Annotated in this window: 18 protein-coding genes; 10 read left to right on the forward strand and 8 right to left on the reverse strand. The window is 70.3% G+C overall.

All coding sequences use genetic code 11. The annotated features are described in order from the left end of the window. Positions 1–1335, forward strand: a complete 1335-nt coding sequence (locus ACWEIJ_RS29565) for a glycosyl hydrolase family protein (RefSeq protein WP_449840515.1) — start codon at positions 1–3, stop codon at positions 1333–1335. On the opposite strand, the gene ACWEIJ_RS29570 is transcribed toward ACWEIJ_RS29565, so the two are convergent. Together ACWEIJ_RS29570 and ACWEIJ_RS29575 are read right to left on the reverse strand one after the other, a co-directional pair. Then, the gene (locus ACWEIJ_RS29570) at positions 1325–2107 is read right to left on the reverse strand and encodes a siderophore-interacting protein (protein WP_449840516.1); all 783 of its coding nucleotides are present in this window, start codon (positions 2105–2107) and stop codon (positions 1325–1327) included. The genes ACWEIJ_RS29565 and ACWEIJ_RS29570 overlap by 11 nt on opposite strands. After that, positions 2104–4356 (reverse strand): ATP-binding cassette domain-containing protein, encoded by a 2253-nt coding sequence (locus tag ACWEIJ_RS29575; protein WP_449840517.1) that lies wholly within the window; start codon positions 4354–4356, stop codon positions 2104–2106. Before ACWEIJ_RS29575 ends, ACWEIJ_RS29570 begins: the two co-directional genes overlap by 4 nt. A 79-nt stretch (positions 4357–4435) precedes the next feature. Between ACWEIJ_RS29575 and ACWEIJ_RS29580 the strand changes: the two genes are divergently transcribed. Together ACWEIJ_RS29580 and ACWEIJ_RS29585 are read left to right on the forward strand one after the other, a co-directional pair. Continuing rightward, complete coding sequence (locus ACWEIJ_RS29580) at positions 4436–5209, forward strand: TetR/AcrR family transcriptional regulator C-terminal domain-containing protein (protein ID WP_449840518.1); 774 nt, start codon at positions 4436–4438, stop codon at positions 5207–5209. A gap of 46 nt (positions 5210–5255) precedes the next feature. After that, positions 5256–5627, forward strand: coding sequence for a hypothetical protein (locus ACWEIJ_RS29585; protein WP_449840519.1), 372 nt, complete (start codon positions 5256–5258; stop codon positions 5625–5627). A gap of 109 nt (positions 5628–5736) precedes the next feature. Here the strand turns inward: ACWEIJ_RS29585 and ACWEIJ_RS29590 are convergent, their stop codons facing one another. Beyond that, positions 5737–5862, reverse strand: a complete 126-nt coding sequence (locus tag ACWEIJ_RS29590; protein WP_449840520.1) for a hypothetical protein — start codon at positions 5860–5862, stop codon at positions 5737–5739. Between the two features lie 215 nt (positions 5863–6077). Here ACWEIJ_RS29590 and ACWEIJ_RS29595 point away from each other — a divergent pair, with 215 nt between their 5' ends. Then, complete coding sequence (locus ACWEIJ_RS29595) at positions 6078–7625, forward strand: outer membrane protein assembly factor BamB family protein (protein WP_449840521.1); 1548 nt, start codon at positions 6078–6080, stop codon at positions 7623–7625. Here ACWEIJ_RS29595 and ACWEIJ_RS29600 read toward each other — a convergent pair. Continuing rightward, on the reverse strand, positions 7605–10214 hold the full coding sequence (locus tag ACWEIJ_RS29600) for a BTAD domain-containing putative transcriptional regulator (protein ID WP_449840522.1): 2610 nt from the start codon (positions 10212–10214) through the stop codon (positions 7605–7607). The genes ACWEIJ_RS29595 and ACWEIJ_RS29600 overlap by 21 nt on opposite strands. A 99-nt stretch (positions 10215–10313) precedes the next feature. Here ACWEIJ_RS29600 and ACWEIJ_RS29605 point away from each other — a divergent pair, with 99 nt between their 5' ends. After that, positions 10314–10961 (forward strand): PP2C family protein-serine/threonine phosphatase, encoded by a 648-nt coding sequence (locus ACWEIJ_RS29605; RefSeq protein WP_449840523.1) that lies wholly within the window; start codon positions 10314–10316, stop codon positions 10959–10961. Here ACWEIJ_RS29605 and ku read toward each other — a convergent pair. Further along, positions 10954–11760, reverse strand: a complete 807-nt coding sequence (gene ku, locus ACWEIJ_RS29610; protein ID WP_449840524.1) for a non-homologous end joining protein Ku — start codon at positions 11758–11760, stop codon at positions 10954–10956. The two genes, ACWEIJ_RS29605 and ku, sit on opposite strands and share 8 nt — an antisense overlap. Positions 11761–11852: 92 nt before the next feature. Between ku and ACWEIJ_RS29615 the strand changes: the two genes are divergently transcribed. Further along, positions 11853–12206, forward strand: coding sequence for a hypothetical protein (locus tag ACWEIJ_RS29615; protein ID WP_449840525.1), 354 nt, complete (start codon positions 11853–11855; stop codon positions 12204–12206). A 60-nt stretch (positions 12207–12266) separates the two neighbouring features. Then, positions 12267–12788, forward strand: coding sequence for a metallophosphoesterase family protein (locus ACWEIJ_RS29620; RefSeq protein WP_449840526.1), 522 nt, complete (start codon positions 12267–12269; stop codon positions 12786–12788). On the opposite strand, the gene ACWEIJ_RS29625 is transcribed toward ACWEIJ_RS29620, so the two are convergent. Together ACWEIJ_RS29625 and ACWEIJ_RS29630 are read right to left on the reverse strand one after the other, a co-directional pair. Then, the gene (locus ACWEIJ_RS29625; RefSeq protein ID WP_449840527.1) at positions 12680–13462 is read right to left on the reverse strand and encodes an alpha/beta fold hydrolase; all 783 of its coding nucleotides are present in this window, start codon (positions 13460–13462) and stop codon (positions 12680–12682) included. The two genes, ACWEIJ_RS29620 and ACWEIJ_RS29625, sit on opposite strands and share 109 nt — an antisense overlap. Before the next feature lie 49 nt (positions 13463–13511). Next, a complete protein-coding gene (locus ACWEIJ_RS29630; protein ID WP_449840528.1) occupies positions 13512–14123 on the reverse strand; it encodes a hypothetical protein in 612 nt (203 codons plus the stop codon). A 19-nt stretch (positions 14124–14142) separates the two neighbouring features. On the opposite strand from ACWEIJ_RS29630, the gene ACWEIJ_RS29635 reads away from it, so the two are divergent. Further along, positions 14143–14304 (forward strand): hypothetical protein, encoded by a 162-nt coding sequence (locus tag ACWEIJ_RS29635; protein WP_449840529.1) that lies wholly within the window; start codon positions 14143–14145, stop codon positions 14302–14304. Here ACWEIJ_RS29635 and ACWEIJ_RS29640 read toward each other — a convergent pair. After that, on the reverse strand, positions 14252–15181 hold the full coding sequence (locus ACWEIJ_RS29640; RefSeq protein ID WP_449840530.1) for an alpha/beta hydrolase: 930 nt from the start codon (positions 15179–15181) through the stop codon (positions 14252–14254). The genes ACWEIJ_RS29635 and ACWEIJ_RS29640 overlap by 53 nt on opposite strands. Positions 15182–15222: 41 nt before the next feature. Between ACWEIJ_RS29640 and ACWEIJ_RS29645 the strand changes: the two genes are divergently transcribed. Next, the gene (locus ACWEIJ_RS29645; protein ID WP_449840531.1) at positions 15223–15684 is read left to right on the forward strand and encodes a MarR family winged helix-turn-helix transcriptional regulator; all 462 of its coding nucleotides are present in this window, start codon (positions 15223–15225) and stop codon (positions 15682–15684) included. A gap of 222 nt (positions 15685–15906) precedes the next feature. Next, positions 15907–16827 (forward strand): ArsR/SmtB family transcription factor, encoded by a 921-nt coding sequence (locus ACWEIJ_RS29650; RefSeq protein ID WP_449840532.1) that lies wholly within the window; start codon positions 15907–15909, stop codon positions 16825–16827. Positions 16828–16833: the final 6 nt, after the last annotated feature.

Raw genomic sequence — 16833 nt, forward strand, 5'->3', positions numbered from 1 at the left:
ATGCGTCGTGCAGCGGTCATAGCGGCCCTGTTGCTCGTGGTGGGTGCGTCACCGGTGCAGGCCGCGCCGGCGGTGAGCGTGCAGGTGGATCCGGCGAGCCAGAGCCAGGTCGGCAGGGACTTCGCCGGCTTCAGCTACGAGAAGGACCGGGTCGGCGCGCGGATGTTCGACGCCCGCAACGCCGACCTGGTCCGCCTCTTCCGCCTGCTCGGGCCGAGCCTGCTGCGCATCGGCGGCAACCTCGTGGACATGACCACCTGGAACCCGCAGGGCGCCGGAGGCAGGGCCGAGGAGGTCACCCCGGACGACATCCGCGAGCTGGCGCGGTTCGCCAGGGCGACCGGGTGGAAGGTCGTCTACGGCATCAACCTCAAGACCAACACGCCGGAAGCCGCCGCCGACGAGGCCGCGGTGGCCGCGCGGACGCTCGGCAAGGACCTCGTGGCGTTCGAGATCGGCAACGAGCCCAACGTCTACGTGAAGACGCTGCCGGAGTACGAGGCGCTGTTCGCGAAGTTCGCCGACGCGATCCGGGCGAAGGTGCCGGACGCGCACTTCGACGGTCCCGGCCAGGCGAACAGCAGCTCGTGGGCGGAGGACTTCGCCCGCACGCAGAAGGACAGGGGCGTGAGCATCCTGTCCACGCACGTGTACATCGCGAAGAACACCGAGGCCGACATCGCGAAGATGCTGGCGTCGAACTCCTCCGGCAGGTTGCCGAGCATCTCGGCCGCGATGCAGAAGGCCTGGTCGGCCAACGGGATCGGGCAGTGGCGCGTCACCGAGGCGAACAACTACTTCCACGGCGGCGCGGACGGCGTGAGCAACGTGCAGGCCGCGGCGTTGTGGTCGCTCGACTACATGTCCGGTGTCGCGGCGCGGCAGGGCTCTGGCATCAACTTCCACGGCGGTACGTCCACGCAGTTCCCGCTGCACTACTCGCCGATCCGCTACGACGGGCTGAATCCCGTTGGCGTGCAGGCGGTCTACTACGGTGAGCTGCTGTGGAAGCTCGCCGGGCCCGGTGCCTACCACTCGGCGACCGTCAGCGGTGCCGGCGAGGTCACGGCGTGGGGGATCGGCGGGAACGCGTTCGTCAACAACAAGAACACGACCGCGGTGACGGCGACGATCACGTTGCCCAAGAAGGCGCACAACGCAAGCGTTTACGTGTTGACCGCACCGAAGCTGGACTCCAAGGAGATCACCATCGCGGGCTCGGCCGTCGAGAAGGACGGGAGGTTCGTGCCGAAGCCCAAGCGCGTGAAGGTGACCGGCACGACGACGACGGTCGACGTGCCGGCCAACAGCGCGGTGCTGGTGGTCACTCGGTGAGGGCGGCGATCCGTTCCTGGGCCTCGGCGAGGTCCTCGGCGGTGGGGGCGTCGTCCTGGGTGAGCGAACGCCGCCAGTAGCCGGAGAACTCGATGTCCTTCTTGGACACGCCGAGTCCGACGAAGTGCCTCCGCAGTGCCCGCACCGCGGAGGCCTCACCGCCCAGCCACACCCAGGCGGACGACGGCAGGTCCAGCGCTGTCACCACGGAGACCAGGTCCTGTCCGGCGCTGCGGTGCACCCAGCGCACGCCGGGGACGTCCTGCTCCTCCGCCGGGTCCTCGACCTCGACGAACGCCAGGAACCGCTGCGCCGAGGGCAGCAGCTCCAGCAGCGAGGCGATCGCGGGCAGCGCGGTCTCGTCGCCCGCGAACACCAGCAGGCCGGCGGTCCCGAGCGGGCGGGCGTACTCGGGCGAGGGCCCGAACCGCCCGATGACGTCACCGGCACGAGCGGTGGCGGCCCACCGGGACGCGGGACCGTCCTCGCCGTGCAGCACGAAGTCCACCGTCAGCACACAGTCCACAAGGGACCGGACGGTGAAGCCGCGCATCCACGGCCGTTGTGGTTCGGGGATCGCGAGGTAGGCCTGGTACCAGACGCTCACGTCCGGCGAGTCCGACACGAACGCGGACCCTCCCGGCTTGGGGAACAACAGCTTCAGCTGCTGGTCCGGCCAGGTCCCGACGTCGGCGAGGCCGTCGCCGGTGAACGTCATCCGCACCATGCGCGGGGTCAGCGGGGTGACCTCGGAAACCGTCAGCAGGCTCACGACAGGTACTCCTTCAGGTGCTGGGCGGTGAGGGTGTCCGCCTGGGCCACGAGGTCGCCGGGCGTGCCGGAGAACACGACCTGGCCGCCGTCGTGCCCGGCGCCGGGGCCCAGGTCGACGATCCAGTCGGCGTGCGCCATCACGGCCAGGTGGTGCTCGATCACGATCACCGTGTTGCCGGCGTCGATCAGCTGGTCGAGGAGTCCGAGCAGCTGGTCGACGTCCGCGAGGTGCAGGCCGGACGTGGGCTCGTCCAGCACGTAGGTCGATGCCTTCTCGGCCATGTGGATGGCGAGCTTGAGCCGTTGCCGTTCCCCGCCGGACAACGTGGTGAGCGGCTGGCCGAGCGAGAGGTACGACAGGCCGACGTCGTGCAGGCGGCTCAGCACGGCGTGCGCCTGGCCGGACGGGAAGAACTCGCGCGCGTCGGCGACGGACATGCCGAGCACCTCGCTGATGTTCTTGCCCCGCAACGTGTAGCGCAGCACGTCCGGCGTGAACCGCTTGCCCTCGCACTTCTCGCACACGGTCGCGACGCCCGCCATCATCGCCAGGTCGGTGTAGACGAGCCCGATGCCCTTGCAGTTCGCGCAGGCACCCTCGGAGTTCGCGCTGAACAACGCCGCCTTGACGCCGTTGGCCTTGGCGAAGGCGGTCCGGATCGAGTCGAGCAACCCGGTGTACGTGGCGGGGTTGGACCGGCGCGACCCGCGGATCGGCGACTGGTCGACCGTCACCACGTCAGGACGTCCGCGCAGCGAACCGTGGATCAGCGACGACTTGCCGGAGCCCGCCACGCCGGTGACCACGGTCAGCACCCCGAGCGGGAGGTCGACGGAGACGTCCTTGAGGTTGTTCAGCCGGGCACCGGTGATCGGCAGGAAACCCCTGGGGGAGCGGAACTCCGGCCGCAGCTTCGCCCGGTGGCCGAGGTGCCGCCCGGTGAGCGTGCCGGACGCGCGCAGCCCGGCCACGTCACCGGAGTAGCAGACGTGGCCGCCGTGCACGCCCGCGCCGGGACCGAGGTCGACGACGTGGTCGGCGATCGCGATGGTCTCCGGCTTGTGCTCGACGACGAGGACGGTGTTGCCCTTGTCCCGCAACTGGAGCAGCAGGTTGTTCATGCGCTGGATGTCGTGCGGGTGCAGGCCGACGGTCGGTTCGTCGAACACGTAGGTGATGTCGGTCAGCGACGATCCCAGGTGCCGCACCATCTTCACGCGCTGCGACTCGCCGCCGGACAGCGTGGCGGACTCGCGGTCGAGCGACAGGTAGCCGAGCCCGATCTCGACCAGCGAGTCCAGCGTGTTGCGCAACGTCGCCAGCAGTGGTGCGACGGACGGGTCGTCGATCGAGTGCACGAACCGCGCCAGGTCGCTGATCTGCATCGCACAGCAGTCGGCGATGTTCACCCCGCGGATCTTCGAGCCGAGCGCGGCCTCGTTGAGGCGTGCGCCGCGGCAGGCCGGGCAGGTCGCGAACGTCACCGCCCGGTCGACGAACGCGCGGACGTGCGGCTGCATCGACTCGCGGTCCTTGGCCAGGATCGTGCGCTGCAGCTTCGGGATCAGACCGTCGTAGGTGACGTTGGTGCCGGCGATGTTCAGCTTGGTGGTCGGCTTGTGCAGGAAGTCGTGCAGTTCCTGCTCGGTGAACTCGGCGATCGGCTTGTCGGCGGGGTAGAGCCCCGAGTTGGCCAGCACCTGCCAGTACCAGGTGCCGACGCCGTAGTTCGGGGCGTCGATCGCGCCCTCGTTCAGGGACTTGGTCCGGTCGACGATCGCGTCGACGTCGACGGTGGTGACCTTGCCCAGGCCCTCGCACTCCGGGCACATGCCTTCGGGCAGGTTGAAGCTGAACGCGCCGGACGTCCCCACGTACGGCTCGCCGAGGCGGCTGAACACGATCCGCAACATGGTGTGCGCGTCGGTGGCCGTGCCGACGGTGGAGCGGGAGTTCGCGCCCATCCGCTCCTGGTCGACGATGATCGCCGCGCTGAGGTTGTGCAGCGCGTCCACGTCCGGGCGCCCGATCGAGGGCATGAACGACTGCAGGAACGCCGTGTAGGTCTCGTTGATCATCCGCTGCGACTCGGCCGCGATCGTGCCGAAGACCAGCGAGGACTTGCCGGAGCCGGACACGCCGGTGAAGACGGTCAGGCGGCGTTTGGGGACGTCGAGCGACACGTCCGCGAGGTTGTTCTCCCTGGCCCCGCGGATCTGGATGACGTCATGGCTGTCGGCGAGCACAACTTCCCCCGGGATTGATTCTTTATGCCGTAAAGTAAGCGGTGAACGAGGTTACTTTACGTTGTAAGGAGTCGCAACCGTGGTCGTCTACGCAGGTCAGGGCGACCCGCGCCGGTCCATCGAGCTGCTCTGGCGCAGGTCCGTCACCGAGCAACGCCCCGGCCCGAAACCCGGCCTGAGCGTGGACGCGATCGTCGACGCGGGCATCGCCGTCGCCGACGAGCAGGGCATGGCCTTCTCGATGCGCGCGGTGGGGGAGCGCCTCGGCCGCACGGCCATGGCCCTCTACACGTACGTGCCGGGCAAGAACGAGCTGGTCGACCTCATGTACGACCGCGCCATGGCCGAGCTGCCGACGTCGTACCCGCTGGACGAGGGATGGCGCCCGGCCGTGACGCGGTGGGCGCACGACATGTGGGAGTTCTACGGCCGTCACCCCTGGGTGCTGCAGGTGTCGCAGGCCCGTCCGGTGCTCGGGCCGCACGAGTTCGCCGTGATCGAGTCCCTGGCCGCGATCCTCGTCTCCACCGGCCTGCCGGGCCGTGAGCTGCGCGGCATCGTCGGCGCGATCAACTACTTCGTGCGCGGCGCCGCCCAGACCATCGCCGAGGCCCGCGCCGCCGGTGGCGCGACCGGCGAGGCGGACGAGGAGTGGTGGTACGCGCGGTCCGCGGTGCTGCTGGAGATCGAGCCGGACCTGGAGAAGAGGTTCCCCATGCTGCACCGGCTGGAACAGGACCGCGAACCGGTGGATCCATCGTTGCCCTATTTGGAGAACGACGCTCTGGAGAACTTCCGCAACGGTCTGCGCGTGCTTTTGGACGGTGTTGCGGCCGCTGTGACAAAACCGTGACATGGTCCGGACGTTCAGCGCACATGAAGCCGATGAGATCGTGCCCATGGGGATCGGCAGACTGTTCGTGGCTGTCGCCTGCGCGATGGTGCTGACCGCACCGAGCACAGCGGCCGCCACCTCCGTGCGGCACTACCGGCCCGCCGTCATGACGATGGAGTACGCGGTCGGTGACCTGAAGGCGGTGGTCCACGCACCACGCACGCTCGTCGGCACGCGGCCGCTGGTGTTCGGCTTCCGCGGGTACGACGACATCGCGCGGTCGTCGGCGCAGCAGGGATCGATCGTGGTGCTGGTGAGCGACCGGACCGCGGTCGACCGGCACGCACAGCTGTGGCGCGAGCTGAACGACGGCGAGGGTCCGTTGGCGGAACGGTTCTGCGGGTTCGCCGGCCACTTCGTTGTGGCAGAACCGTGACGAGGCCATCACAGAACGCCCACAACCGGCCGGTGAGATCGTCGCGGACCTCGAACTGACGGCGGTGGTGCACGCGCCACGCCGGCTGGTCGGCGAACACCTACCGCGGCTACGACCACCTGAGTGAGGAGCTGGCCCGCCAGGGGTTCGTGGTCGTGTCGGTGAGCGCCAACGGCGTGAACGCGAGCGAGTTCGCCCAACGGTCGGACATCGCCCGCGCGAAGCTGATGAGCAAGCAAGCACCTCGAACTGTGGCGCGACCTCAACGACGGCTCCTGCCAGGACACCGGCCCTGAAGCCCGAGCATCGGCCGAACCCGATCGTCAACCACGGCTATCCGGGCGTTGACGTCGTGACGCATCCACCGATCGGTTAAGCCTCAACACGACTTTGAGGGGTCGCGCACCCCCTTCCGCTGCTGCCATGGTGGTGGCGGAAGGGGGAAATTCCATGTTCAGGACCAGTGCGCTGCTGACCGCGGCGCTCGTAGTGCTGACCGCCTCGCCCGCCACGGCACACGCCGGCGGGGACTGGGCCGGTTGGCAGAAGGATCTCACCGGGTCGAGGCACAACGCCGCGGAGTGGCGCCTCAACCGGCACAACGCCGGCAACCTCAAGCTGAAGTGGGCGTACGCCTACGAGAAGGGGCCCGTCAACGCCGTCCGCAGCCAGCCGGCGGTCGTCGGCGACACGATCTACTTCGGCAGTCCCGAGGGGAAGTTCTACGCCCGCAACGCCCGCACCGGCGCACCGAAGTGGGAGTTCACGCTGCCACCGGCGGCCAGGCCGGTGTACAACTCCGACGGCCCGACGGTGTCCGACGGCAAGGTGTTCTTCGGCGACAACACGGGCCGGTTGTTCGCGCTCGACCAGCGGACCGGCCGGCCGCGCTGGCAGGTCCAGGTGGACAGCACCGTCGCCGCGGTGAACACCAGCTCGCCGATCGTCTACAACGGACGGATCTACCTCGGCACGTCCAGCGCGGAGAACACGCTTCCCCGCGACTACGCGTGCTGCACGTTCCGCGGTCACGTCGACGCCTTCGACATCGACACGGGCGCGCTGGTCTGGCGCCACTACACGGTGCCGGAACCGGTCGAGGTCGGCACGTGGCCCAACGGCGCCAAGAGGTTCGAGCCGTCCGGCGCCGGGGTGTGGAGCTCGCCGTCGATCGACCGCAGGACCGGCACGCTCTACGTCGGCACCGGCCAGAACTACACCGGCAAGGGCGGCGAGTTCGACTCGCTGCTGGCGCTGGACACGCGCACCGGTGCGGTGAAGTGGACCAACCAGGTGACCGACTCCGACACGTGGCGCCAGGCGTGCAACGAACCCGACCCCGAGGGGTACTGCCCAGGGCTCAAGGACAACACGAACCTCGACTACGACATCGGCGCGTCGCCCACGCTGTTCGAGGTGAACGGGCGTCAGCTCGTCGGCGTGGGTCAGAAGTCCGGTGTGTACCACGTGTTCGACGCCAGGACGGGACAGGTCGTGTGGCGCCGTCAGCTCGGTTCGCCGTGGCCCAGCGGCGGCATCGGCGGCATCCAGTGGGCGACCAGCTACGACGGCAAGCGGCTCTACATCGCGACCTACGTCGCCCAGCCCGGCAAGCTGTTCGCGGTGGACCCGGCCACCGGCACGGTGCTGTGGGAGACCCCGGCGCCCGCCGACGGGTGCACCACCGGAGGCGCCGTCGGGCTGAAGGTCTGCGTGCCGGCCCACGGTCTTCCGGTGTCCAGCACGCCCGGCGTGGTGTGGCTGGGTGCGGAGGACGGCAAGCTCCGCGCGTACGACGCGAAGACCGGCCAGATCCTGTGGACCTACGACACGATCCAGGACGTGCGGGGTGTCAACGGGTTGACCGGCCGCGGCGGCAACATGGCGGGACCCGGCACCGGCGCGGTGGTGTCGAACGGCATGGTCTACGTGCAGTCTGGCTACTTCGGACAGGACAACAGCCCGTACGGCCGAGTGCTACTCGCGTTCGGTTTGTAGTTTCGCGCGCACGGAGTCGGTGGGCAGTCCGGTCTCCGCGCGCAGCTCCAGCGCTCTCCGCCAGGCACGGCGAGCCGGTTCGGCGTCACCCATGGCCGCGTGGGTGTCGCCGAGCTGCTCGTAGGCGGAGGCCTCCAGCGGGAGGTCGCCGCCCGTGCGGAAGTGCGCGGCGGACTCGGCGAACGCGTGCGCGGCCCGTTCGAGATCGCCCAGCCCGAGGTAGCCGGTGCCGAGGTTGTCCCACGTCTCGGCCTGGCCGATCACGTGGCCCATCGCCTGCCACATCCGCATGACGCGTTCGCCGTACTCGACGGCCGTGGCGTAGTCGCCGATCTTGCCGTAGCCCCACGCCAGTCCGGTCAGCGCGTTGGCCTGGCCGTACTCGTCACCGCACTCCTCGTACAACGCGAGCCCGCGCCGCGTGTGCTCAAGAGCCTCGGGGATCCGGTCGTCCGGGCACAGCATCGCGATGTTCAGCAGCACGTCGGCCTGGCCTGCCGGGTTGCCCTCGAACAGCTCCAGCGCCCGTTCCAGCGCGGCCGTGGACTCGCCGAGCCGTCCGACTCTGGCGAGTCCGCGGGCCAGGTTGATCAGCGTGCGGCCCAGGCCGTCGGTGTCGTCGAGCTGTTCCAGCGCGGCGACGGCGAGCTGCTGGGACGTCAGGAGGTCCTGGTAGTGCGCCTGCCGGTCCAGGACGTCGGCGAGCGACCACCCCATCAGCCACGTCTGCGCCGGGGTGCCGTGGGGCATCGCCGACATCAACGCCGGGTGCTCCGCCGTCAGCCACGCCAGCGCTTCTTCGTGCGTGCGGATCGGCGTGACGACAACGCCTTCCGCCGGTGGCGGCGCGGCCGGACGGTGGCGGCTGGGGGTGAACACGACGGCGGCTTCGACGCCCGTGAGCGCGAGGTGGTCGAACAGGCGGGTGAGCGCCTCGTCGCGTTCGTGCGGCCCCGCCAGCTCGGCCGCGTAGTCGCGCAGCAGGTCGTGGCACGTGAACCGGCCGGGCTCGGGTTCGTCGAGCAGGTTCGCCCTGGCCAGTTCCACCAGCCGCGCCTCGGTCTCCGGCAGCGCCAGCCCCGCCAGGGACGCGGCGCCGGCGAGGCTGATGTCCGAACCGGGCATCAGGCCGAGCAACCGGAACAGCCGCAACGCCGCGGCGCTGAGCGCCTTGCAGGAGTGGGAGAAGACCGACCGCAGGTCCGCGGTGACGTCATCGTCGTCGGCGAACGCGTCGAGGTCGGCCAGCTCGTCCGCGAGGGCCGCCAGCGGGAACTCCGGCTGCGTCGCCGCCCGTGCCCCGGCGACCGCGAGCGCGAGCGGCAGCCGCGCGCACCGGCGGACCACGGTGTCGACCGCCTCCGGTTCGGCACGGGCGCGGTCGTGACCGATCCGGGCCGCCAGCAGCTCGCGGGCGTCGTCGGGCGGCAGCAGGCCCAGCGACAGCGACCGCGCCCGGTGCGTCGGCCTGAGCGCGGTCCGGCTGGTGATCACCACGTGCGTGTTGGGCGTGCGTGGCAGCAGCGGTTCGATCTGGTCGGCATCGGTGGCGTTGTCCAGCACCATCAGCACCCGCTTGCCGGCGAGGGCGTCCCGCAGCAGCTCGGACTGCCCGGCCACGTCGTGCGGCACCTTGGCCCGCGGCACGTCCAGCGCCGACAGGAACCGCAGCAGCGCGTCACCGGGGCTCAGCGCGGCGCCGGACGGTCCGAACCCGTGCAGGTTCACGTAGAGCTGGCCGTCCGGGAACCGCTCGGCCGCGCGGTGCGCCCAGTGCACGGCCAGCGACGTCTTGCCGACGCCACCCGTGCCGGTGATCACCACGACGCCGTTCGGCGCCTGGTCCAGCTCGGCCAGCTCCAGCGCCCTGCCGGTGAACGGTTTGGGCGGCGCGGGCAGCTGCCGCGGCGCCGAGGCGGTCTGCAGCCGCCGGTGCAGCGTGGTGAGCCTGCGGGACGGTTCGGCGCCCAGCTCGTCCGCCAGCCGGGTCCTGAGCAGCTCGAACTGCTTGAGCGCGTCGGACGTGCGGCCGCTGCCGTGCAACGCCTCGATCAGCTGGGCCGCCACGCGCTCGTCCAACGGCCGTTCGGCGGCGAGCACCTGCAGCTCCGGCACCAGCGACTGGTGCTCACCGGCGCTCAGCCGCGCGTCCACGTGGTCGAGCCGTGCCGCCAGCAGCTCGGCGGCGAACTCCTCGCGCCTGCGGCGGGCCCACGGCGTGTCCAGTGTGGACAGCAGGTCCTGCCGCACCAGCCGCAGTGCCTCCGCGGTCCGGCCGGTGCGCACGAGGCGCCGGAACAGGTGCAGGTCGATCTCCGCCGGGTCGACGCGGACCACGTACCCGCCCGCCTCGCGCTCGATCAGGCCGGGCAGCGTCTGGCGCAGCCGGGTGAGCCACGTCCGCATCATCGCGCGGGCACGGGGCGGTGGAGCGTCACCCAGGACGCGTTCGACCAGGTCGTCGGCACCGACCACCTCGCCGGCGTCGACGAGCAGCACCCCGAGCAGGGCTCCCAGCCGCGTCTGGCCGAACTCGGTCACGTGGCCGTCCACCTGCGCCGAGACGCCGCCGAACACCGTGAATCGCACGTGATCACGCTACCGAACGGCGAAGTTCTAGAGCTTTTCTCAGGGTGCTGACAGCAGACTCCAAGGCGCACGGGGCTCAGTGGAATGAGGGAGGTCGCCATGCTGATCGATCGCACCATGCCGCTGGGTACCGCGCTGACCGTCACCTACGCCTCAGAGCGTGGACCGCGCACGCACAACGCCGACGCGTACGCCACCAACGGCCGTCGCACCTTCGTGGTCGCCGACGGGGTGGGTGACTCCGCGGCCGCGGGCGAGGCCGCGCACGCCGCCGCCCAGGCCGCCGCCCTCCTCACCGATCCCGTCGCCGCGATCCTGGCCGCCCGCGACGCGCTGCAGGTGCACAGCGGGGACGCCGTGATCGTGGTCGCGGTGGCCCGTCCGCACGGCGGCTTCGACGTGGCGTGGGCCGGCGACGCCCGTGCGTACGCCTCAGCCGGTCAGGACCTCGTGCAGCTCACGACCGACCAGACCGTGGCCGAGTACCTCCGCGAACGCGGCGTGGTGCCGCAGCCGCGGCTGGAGCACGTCGTGACGAACACCGTCCGGCACGCCACGCCGGAGAACATCGGGCGTGCGGCGACGCGGGCGTCCCGGCTCCTGCTCGCCTCGGACGGCGTGTACGGGCCGTTGGGGCACGGCGGCGTCGAGGCGATCATGGCCGGGCACGCGTCGGCCGAACGTCTCGTGCGGGCGGCCCTGTACGCGGGCGGGACGGACAACGCGACGGCGCTGGTCGTCAGCTGACCTTCTTCTTGCCCCGCTTCTTCTTGCTCTCCTCGACGCTGCGCTGCAACGCCTCCATGAGGTCCACGACGCCCGTGGCCTCGGGAGGCTCGGCCTCGACGACGACCTCGCGGCCCTTGCGCTTGTCCTCGACGAGCTTGTTCACGCGCTCGGTGTAGGTGTCGCGGTAGTCCTTCGGACGCCAGTCGTCGGCCATCGACTCGACCAGCGACACGGCCATGTTCAGCTCCTTGCCGCGCGGTGCCCTGCCCTCCGGCACCACGTCCAGCACGTCCTTCGGGTCCCTGACCTCGTCGGCGAAGAACAGCGTGTGCACGGCGAGGATGCCGTTGTCCTCCTTCAACGCGGTCAGGTACTGCTTGCCGCGCATCACGAACAACGCGATGCCCGCCCGGTTGGTCTTCTTCATCGCCTGCGCCAGCAACAGGTACGGGCGGGAGAACTCGGGCTTGGCCGGCCCGAGCCAGTAGGTCTTCTGGAAGAACACCGGGTCGATCTCGGCGAGGTCCACGAACGCCTCGATGTCGAGCGTGCGCGAGCGGCCGGGCGCGATGTCGTCGAGCTCCTCCGGTTCGACGATCACGTACTCGCCGTTGTCGACCTCGTGCCCCTTGACGATCTTGTCGTAGGGCACCTCGCGGCCGGTGCGCTCGTTGACGCGCTTGTAGCGGATGCGGTCGGACGTGCCGCGCTGGAACTGGTTGAAGTGCACCGTGTGGTCCTCGGTGGCGCTGTACAGCTCCACCGGGATCGTCACCAGCCCGAAACTGACCGACCCGCTCCAGATCGCCCGTGCCATGCAGGTCAGGTACCCGCTGACGATCGCGTGCAACCTTCCGCGCCCGATCTCGGTTTCCTGCTAGTGATCGATCGACTACTGGGAGGAAGTGCATGAGAGTCGTACTGGGGTTCCTGCTCTCCGCGGTCGCGCTCATCGGTGGGTCCGGTGTCGCGCTGGCGGACCCGCCGAGGCCGCCGTACCCGCTCGTGACCACGTGGGCGGACGCCGAGGTCCGCACCTGTGAGGCGCTGTCGTGCCCGGTGGACCACGTGATCCCCGCGGGAGAGACCACCATCGGCATCTGCTGGACCCGCGGTCAGACCGTCCACGACCACGGCATCTACAACAACATCTGGATCATGGTGAGCAACAACAGCGGCGGCCGCTACCTCGCCAGCGCGATCTACTTCATCGGTGACGAGCGCGCGAACCTCCCGTACGAGAACGACTGCGGGCCGTTGTAGCGCCGTGCCCGGCCCGAGTGTCCACTGCGCACTCGGGCCGGGCCGGTACGGTTGGCAGGCGTGAGAGTCGTCGTGCTGTCCGACACCCACGCGCCGCGGTTCTGGAAGCGGTGCCCACCCGCCGTGGCCGGGCATCTGCGGTCGGCCGACCTGATCCTGCACGGCGGTGACGTCTGCGTCGCTCCCGTGCTGGACGAGCTGGCGCAGTACGCGCCGGTGATCGCGGTGTGCGGCAACAACGACGGCCCGGACGTGGTGGCCTGGGGCGCACCTGAGACCGTCGAGTTCGACATCGAGGGACTACCGGTCGCGATGATCCACGACAGCGGGCAGAAGACCGGCAGGCTCGCCAGGATGCGCCGCCGGTTCCCGTCGGCGCGACTCGTCGTCTTCGGACATTCGCACATCCCCTGGGACGAGGAGGAGAACGGCTTCCGCGTCTTCAACCCCGGTTCGCCCACGGACAAGCGCCGTCAGCCGCACGGCACGATCGGGCTGCTGGACGTGGTGGACGGCGTGCTGCTGGACGCGCGGATCGTGCCGGTGGCCCAGGCGGCGAGCCGCGGGCCCAGCACCTCGTAGACGTGCGGGTCGAAGCCCATGCCGGTGTGCGTGCTGTGCACCTCGACGCACTCGGCGCACGGGTCCAGGCACAGCCGCCACGGCACGATGCCGTCCGAACGGGAGTAGACGGAGATCGCGGGCACCTGCAACGGTTCGGCGAGGATCTTCACGTGCTCCTCGAAGCACGGACCGCCCATGCAGTCGTCGTCGAGCAGCCCCGGCACGCCCGCGGAAGCCAGGCGCGCGAGGAATCTCGCGACCCGCATGACGTTCGGGTGCGCGCCCATCGGGTCCAGCACGGGACTGCCCAGCATCACCAGGCCGCGCACCAGGTCCGGCCGCCGGGCAGCGGCCAGGCGCGCGATGCCGCCACCACGGCTCTGACCGAGCAGCACCACCGGACGACCGGTGCGCTCGGCGTGCTTCTCGGTGCGGCGCAGCAGTTCCGCCAGCAGGTCGCCGGTGCAGCCGACGGTGAACCCGACGCCCGCGCTGACCGGCACGTAGCCACGGGCCCGCAACCACGACGCGGCGGGCAGCAGGCTCACGTCACCCGCCCCGAAACCGGGCGCGAGCACGACGCCCAAACCCCTGCCCTGACCGGGATCCGCGTCCCGCCACACCGGGTGCCGCAGCAGCCTCGGCACGTCCCAGAGCGCGCGAACGACGCTTTCCCGTGCGGTAGAACGCATCCCGTCGAACATGACACTGGTTTGCCGGAGGTTCGCGGGACAAAACCTGTCAGAAGTGGACCGCGATCTCCGCGCCGAGCTTGGCGCCGTTCAGCAGTTCGAGGTCGTCCCCGCTCCAGAACCGGCCGGGGTCGTACCAGTTGGGCCGCCGCTTCGGCAGCAACCCCATCTCCTCGTACGTGATCGCGACGATCTCCGCGCAGAACGCGCTCTCCAGCGTGGCGTCCGCCTTGGGCCGCAGCGGGACGCGGCCGCGCAGCCACCGCGAGGCGAGCTTCGCGGTCGAGGGGAACGGCGTGCCGTCGAGCCGGGCGACCGTCCGCAGTGCGGCGTCCTCCATCTCCTTCGTCACCGGGTGGTCGAGCTGCCGCAGCCACGCCCGCTGGTTGTACCGGTCGTGCCACGTCACCACGGCGTCGCGCAGGTCGTGCAGCTGGGCGCCGCGCTGGTGGGTGCCGGTCCACATGTCCTTGAGCGACTTGCCGAGCTCGGCGTGCCACATCAGCGGTGGCAGGTCGTCCAGCACGATCGCCATGCCCACGTGGTTGACCGGGCTGTTCGTCATGGCCTGGATCGCCCGATCCGCGGCGCTGCGCCCGCGGAACACCCACACGTCACCGGTGCGGGTCAACTCCACGGCTTCGTCCAGAGAGATCGCCATGACCCCGTAGCCTAGGCACATGAAGCTCTGGAAGGTGCTCGGCATCGCCGCGTTCGCCGGTGTCGCGGCGAGCGGCGTGCTGGTGGCCCGCAACCAGCGCCGCCGCGCCGCCTACACCCCCGACCAGGTCAGGGAACGTCTGCACGAACGGCTGAACGAGGCGTCGCGAGCCTCTGAGTGAGGAAGAGCGCCGCGCGGTCGAGCGCGTGATCAGCCTCGTCGAGGACGCCGGTGAACGCCTGGAACACGTGCGGCACGTCGGCGGTGACGTCGAGGATCACGTCCACCCCGGCGTCCCTGGCGCGGGCGGCCATGCGCGTGGAGTCGTCCAGCAGCACCTCGTTGGTGCCCACCTGCAGCAGCATCGGCGGGAAGCCCGTCAGGTCGGCGAACAGTGCGGGGCTGATGAGCTCGTGACGCGGGTCCTGCCCGGCCAGGTACAGCGCGCTGGTGCGTTCGAGGCTCTGGCGCGTGAAGAACGGGTCGGCGCCTTCCTTCGCGTCCATGCTCTCGCCGGTCCGGGTGACGTCCAGGCCGGGGGAGAAGGCCACGATCGCGGCCGGCGCCGGGAGTCCCGCGGCGCGCGCCGCCAGACAGGTCGTGACGGTCAGCCCGCCGCCAGCGGAGTCGCCGGCGAACACGATGGACGCCGGATCCTCGCCCGCGTCGAGCAACGCGCGGTAGGCGGCGACCGCGTCGTCGATCGCGGCCGGGAACGGGTGCTCCGGCGCGAGCCGGTAGTCCAGCGAGAACGCCCGGAACCCGGTCCTCGCCACCAGGCTCCCGGTCAGCGACAGCGCGGTCTCCGGCGAACCGACGACGTAGGAGCCGCCGTGGAAGTACAGGATCGTGCCGGCGCGCCGGTCCTCCGCTCGCTCGACCAGCAGGGCTCGCCGTGACCCGAGCACGGTGTCCGCGGTCCTGATCCCGTCCGGCACGGTCATCGCGGCCATCATCGCCGCGAACCCCGTGCGCAGCTGCTCGACCGACAGCGGTCCCTCCGGCTGCGGCCGCTCGCGCAGCATCGTGTCGATCTTCGTTCGCTGTTCCCTGCTCATGCGCACCCCCGGTTCAAGTACATGCCGCTACAGTATATGCCGTGGCATCTAAATTTCCCTCCGACCCCCAGGCCCTGTTCGCCGATCTCGTGCGCTGCGAGACGCGGCTGTACAACGCGCTGAACGATCGGCTGCGCGAGCGGCACGGGATCGTCACCTCGCAGTACGAGTTCCTGCGCTTCCTGCGTGATCACCCCGAGTCGCGGGTGGCCGACCTCGCCGCGGAGTTCGCCGTCGGCATCGGGGCGACCAGCAAGGGGGTGGACCGCCTGGAGCGGCTCGGACTGGTCTCGCGCCTGCCCAACCCCGCGGACCGCCGTTCGTCCCTGCTGGTCCTGACCGAGGAGGGGGTGCGCCTGGTCGACGCCGCGGAGCTGACTTTCACCGAGCGGCTGACCGAGCTGTTCGAACTGGCCACCGGTGACTCCCAGCCGGCCGCCGCGTTCCTGGCACTGCTGCGCGCCGCTCTGGAACGCGAGCAGATCGGGACGCCCACCGGCTGACGACCTCCGATTCCGACGGGCTTCACCCGCAGCGCGGACCTGATTTTCCGTGCACTCGACGGAGTGCCGCCCGTACACCCGTGACCTGCTGCTGAACCTCACCGAGCACCCCGGGCCGCTCGGCTGAAGTTGTTTATGGATCGTTGTCAACCGGAACAGCGCTGACACCGGACAACGAAATCTGCGTACCGTCGGAAGTGGTTGCACTCCGGGGGGAAGCAAATGCCAATCGTGTTGTCCGAATCCGCGCCCAGGGGCCGTGGGCTGACGATTCTCTTCGAGCTGGAAGATCTCGCGCGCACGCGGTTCGCGCCGGCACCGCTGCCGATGTACGAACTGGTGTTCACGGTGCACAGCGGCAACTGGGACCGCATGCTGTTGCCGCAGATCCGCCCGCTCGCCGAACTGGTCCGGCCGGGACGGTTCATCCCGGACTTCTTCAACTCCGCGCGCCCGGACTTCGGCGAGGCCGTGCGCCAGGTGCTCGACGTGCCGCCCACCCGCGTGCGCGACCAGATCGCGAACATGCTCGGCACGACGTCACCGTGGCTGCGCTCGTACGCCGCGGGCACGCCGACCTCGCGCCAGGACCTGCGCTCGGCGCTGCACGCGGGCTTCCGCGACCTGCTCGGGCCGAACTGGCCGGAGACGCGCCAGGCGTTCGACGCCGAGGTGCGGCTGCGCTCGTCGCAGGCGGTGTCCCGCGGGCTGGGCGACCTGCTCGGCAACCTGCACCCGTCGATCTCCTGGACCTCGCCCGCGCTGCACGTCGAACTGTCCTGGGACACCGAGATCTCGCTGCGCGGCACCGGCATGCTGATCGTGCCGGTGCTGCACGGCCTGACCCGCCCGGCGGTGTCGATGTTCGCCGAACCGCAACCGCTGCTCTTCTACCCCGTGGCGGCCCCGCAGCCCAGCGGCGCCAGCCTCGAACTGGCCCTCGGCCGCACCCGGACGCTGGTGCTGCGCGCGCTGACGTCCGAACGCACCACCACCGAGCTCGCCAAGCACGTGGGCATCAGCCTGCCCACCGCGTCACAACACGCGACCGCCCTGCGCACCGCGGGGTTCGTGTCCACCCACCGCAACGGCAGGTCGGTCCGCCACCGCCTGACCAGACGCGGCTGGGAACTGCTCAACTGACCCCGG

This window comes from Lentzea sp. NPDC004789, from assembly GCF_053601075.1.

Coding starts and splice junctions, on each gene's coding strand:
- ACWEIJ_RS29565 (WP_449840515.1), top strand. CDS start 1: ATGCGTCGTGCAGCGGTCATAGCGGCCCTGTTGCTCGTGGTGGGTGCG.
- ACWEIJ_RS29650 (WP_449840532.1), top strand. CDS start 15,907: ATGCCAATCGTGTTGTCCGAATCCGCGCCCAGGGGCCGTGGGCTGACG.
- ACWEIJ_RS29585 (WP_449840519.1), top strand. CDS start 5,256: ATGGGGATCGGCAGACTGTTCGTGGCTGTCGCCTGCGCGATGGTGCTG.
- ACWEIJ_RS29595 (WP_449840521.1), top strand. CDS start 6,078: ATGTTCAGGACCAGTGCGCTGCTGACCGCGGCGCTCGTAGTGCTGACC.
- ACWEIJ_RS29625 (WP_449840527.1), bottom strand. CDS start 13,462: ATGCGTTCTACCGCACGGGAAAGCGTCGTTCGCGCGCTCTGGGACGTG.
- ACWEIJ_RS29635 (WP_449840529.1), top strand. CDS start 14,143: ATGAAGCTCTGGAAGGTGCTCGGCATCGCCGCGTTCGCCGGTGTCGCG.
- ACWEIJ_RS29605 (WP_449840523.1), top strand. CDS start 10,314: ATGCTGATCGATCGCACCATGCCGCTGGGTACCGCGCTGACCGTCACC.
- ACWEIJ_RS29630 (WP_449840528.1), bottom strand. CDS start 14,123: ATGGCGATCTCTCTGGACGAAGCCGTGGAGTTGACCCGCACCGGTGAC.
- ACWEIJ_RS29615 (WP_449840525.1), top strand. CDS start 11,853: ATGAGAGTCGTACTGGGGTTCCTGCTCTCCGCGGTCGCGCTCATCGGT.
- ACWEIJ_RS29640 (WP_449840530.1), bottom strand. CDS start 15,181: ATGAGCAGGGAACAGCGAACGAAGATCGACACGATGCTGCGCGAGCGG.
- ku (WP_449840524.1), bottom strand. CDS start 11,760: ATGGCACGGGCGATCTGGAGCGGGTCGGTCAGTTTCGGGCTGGTGACG.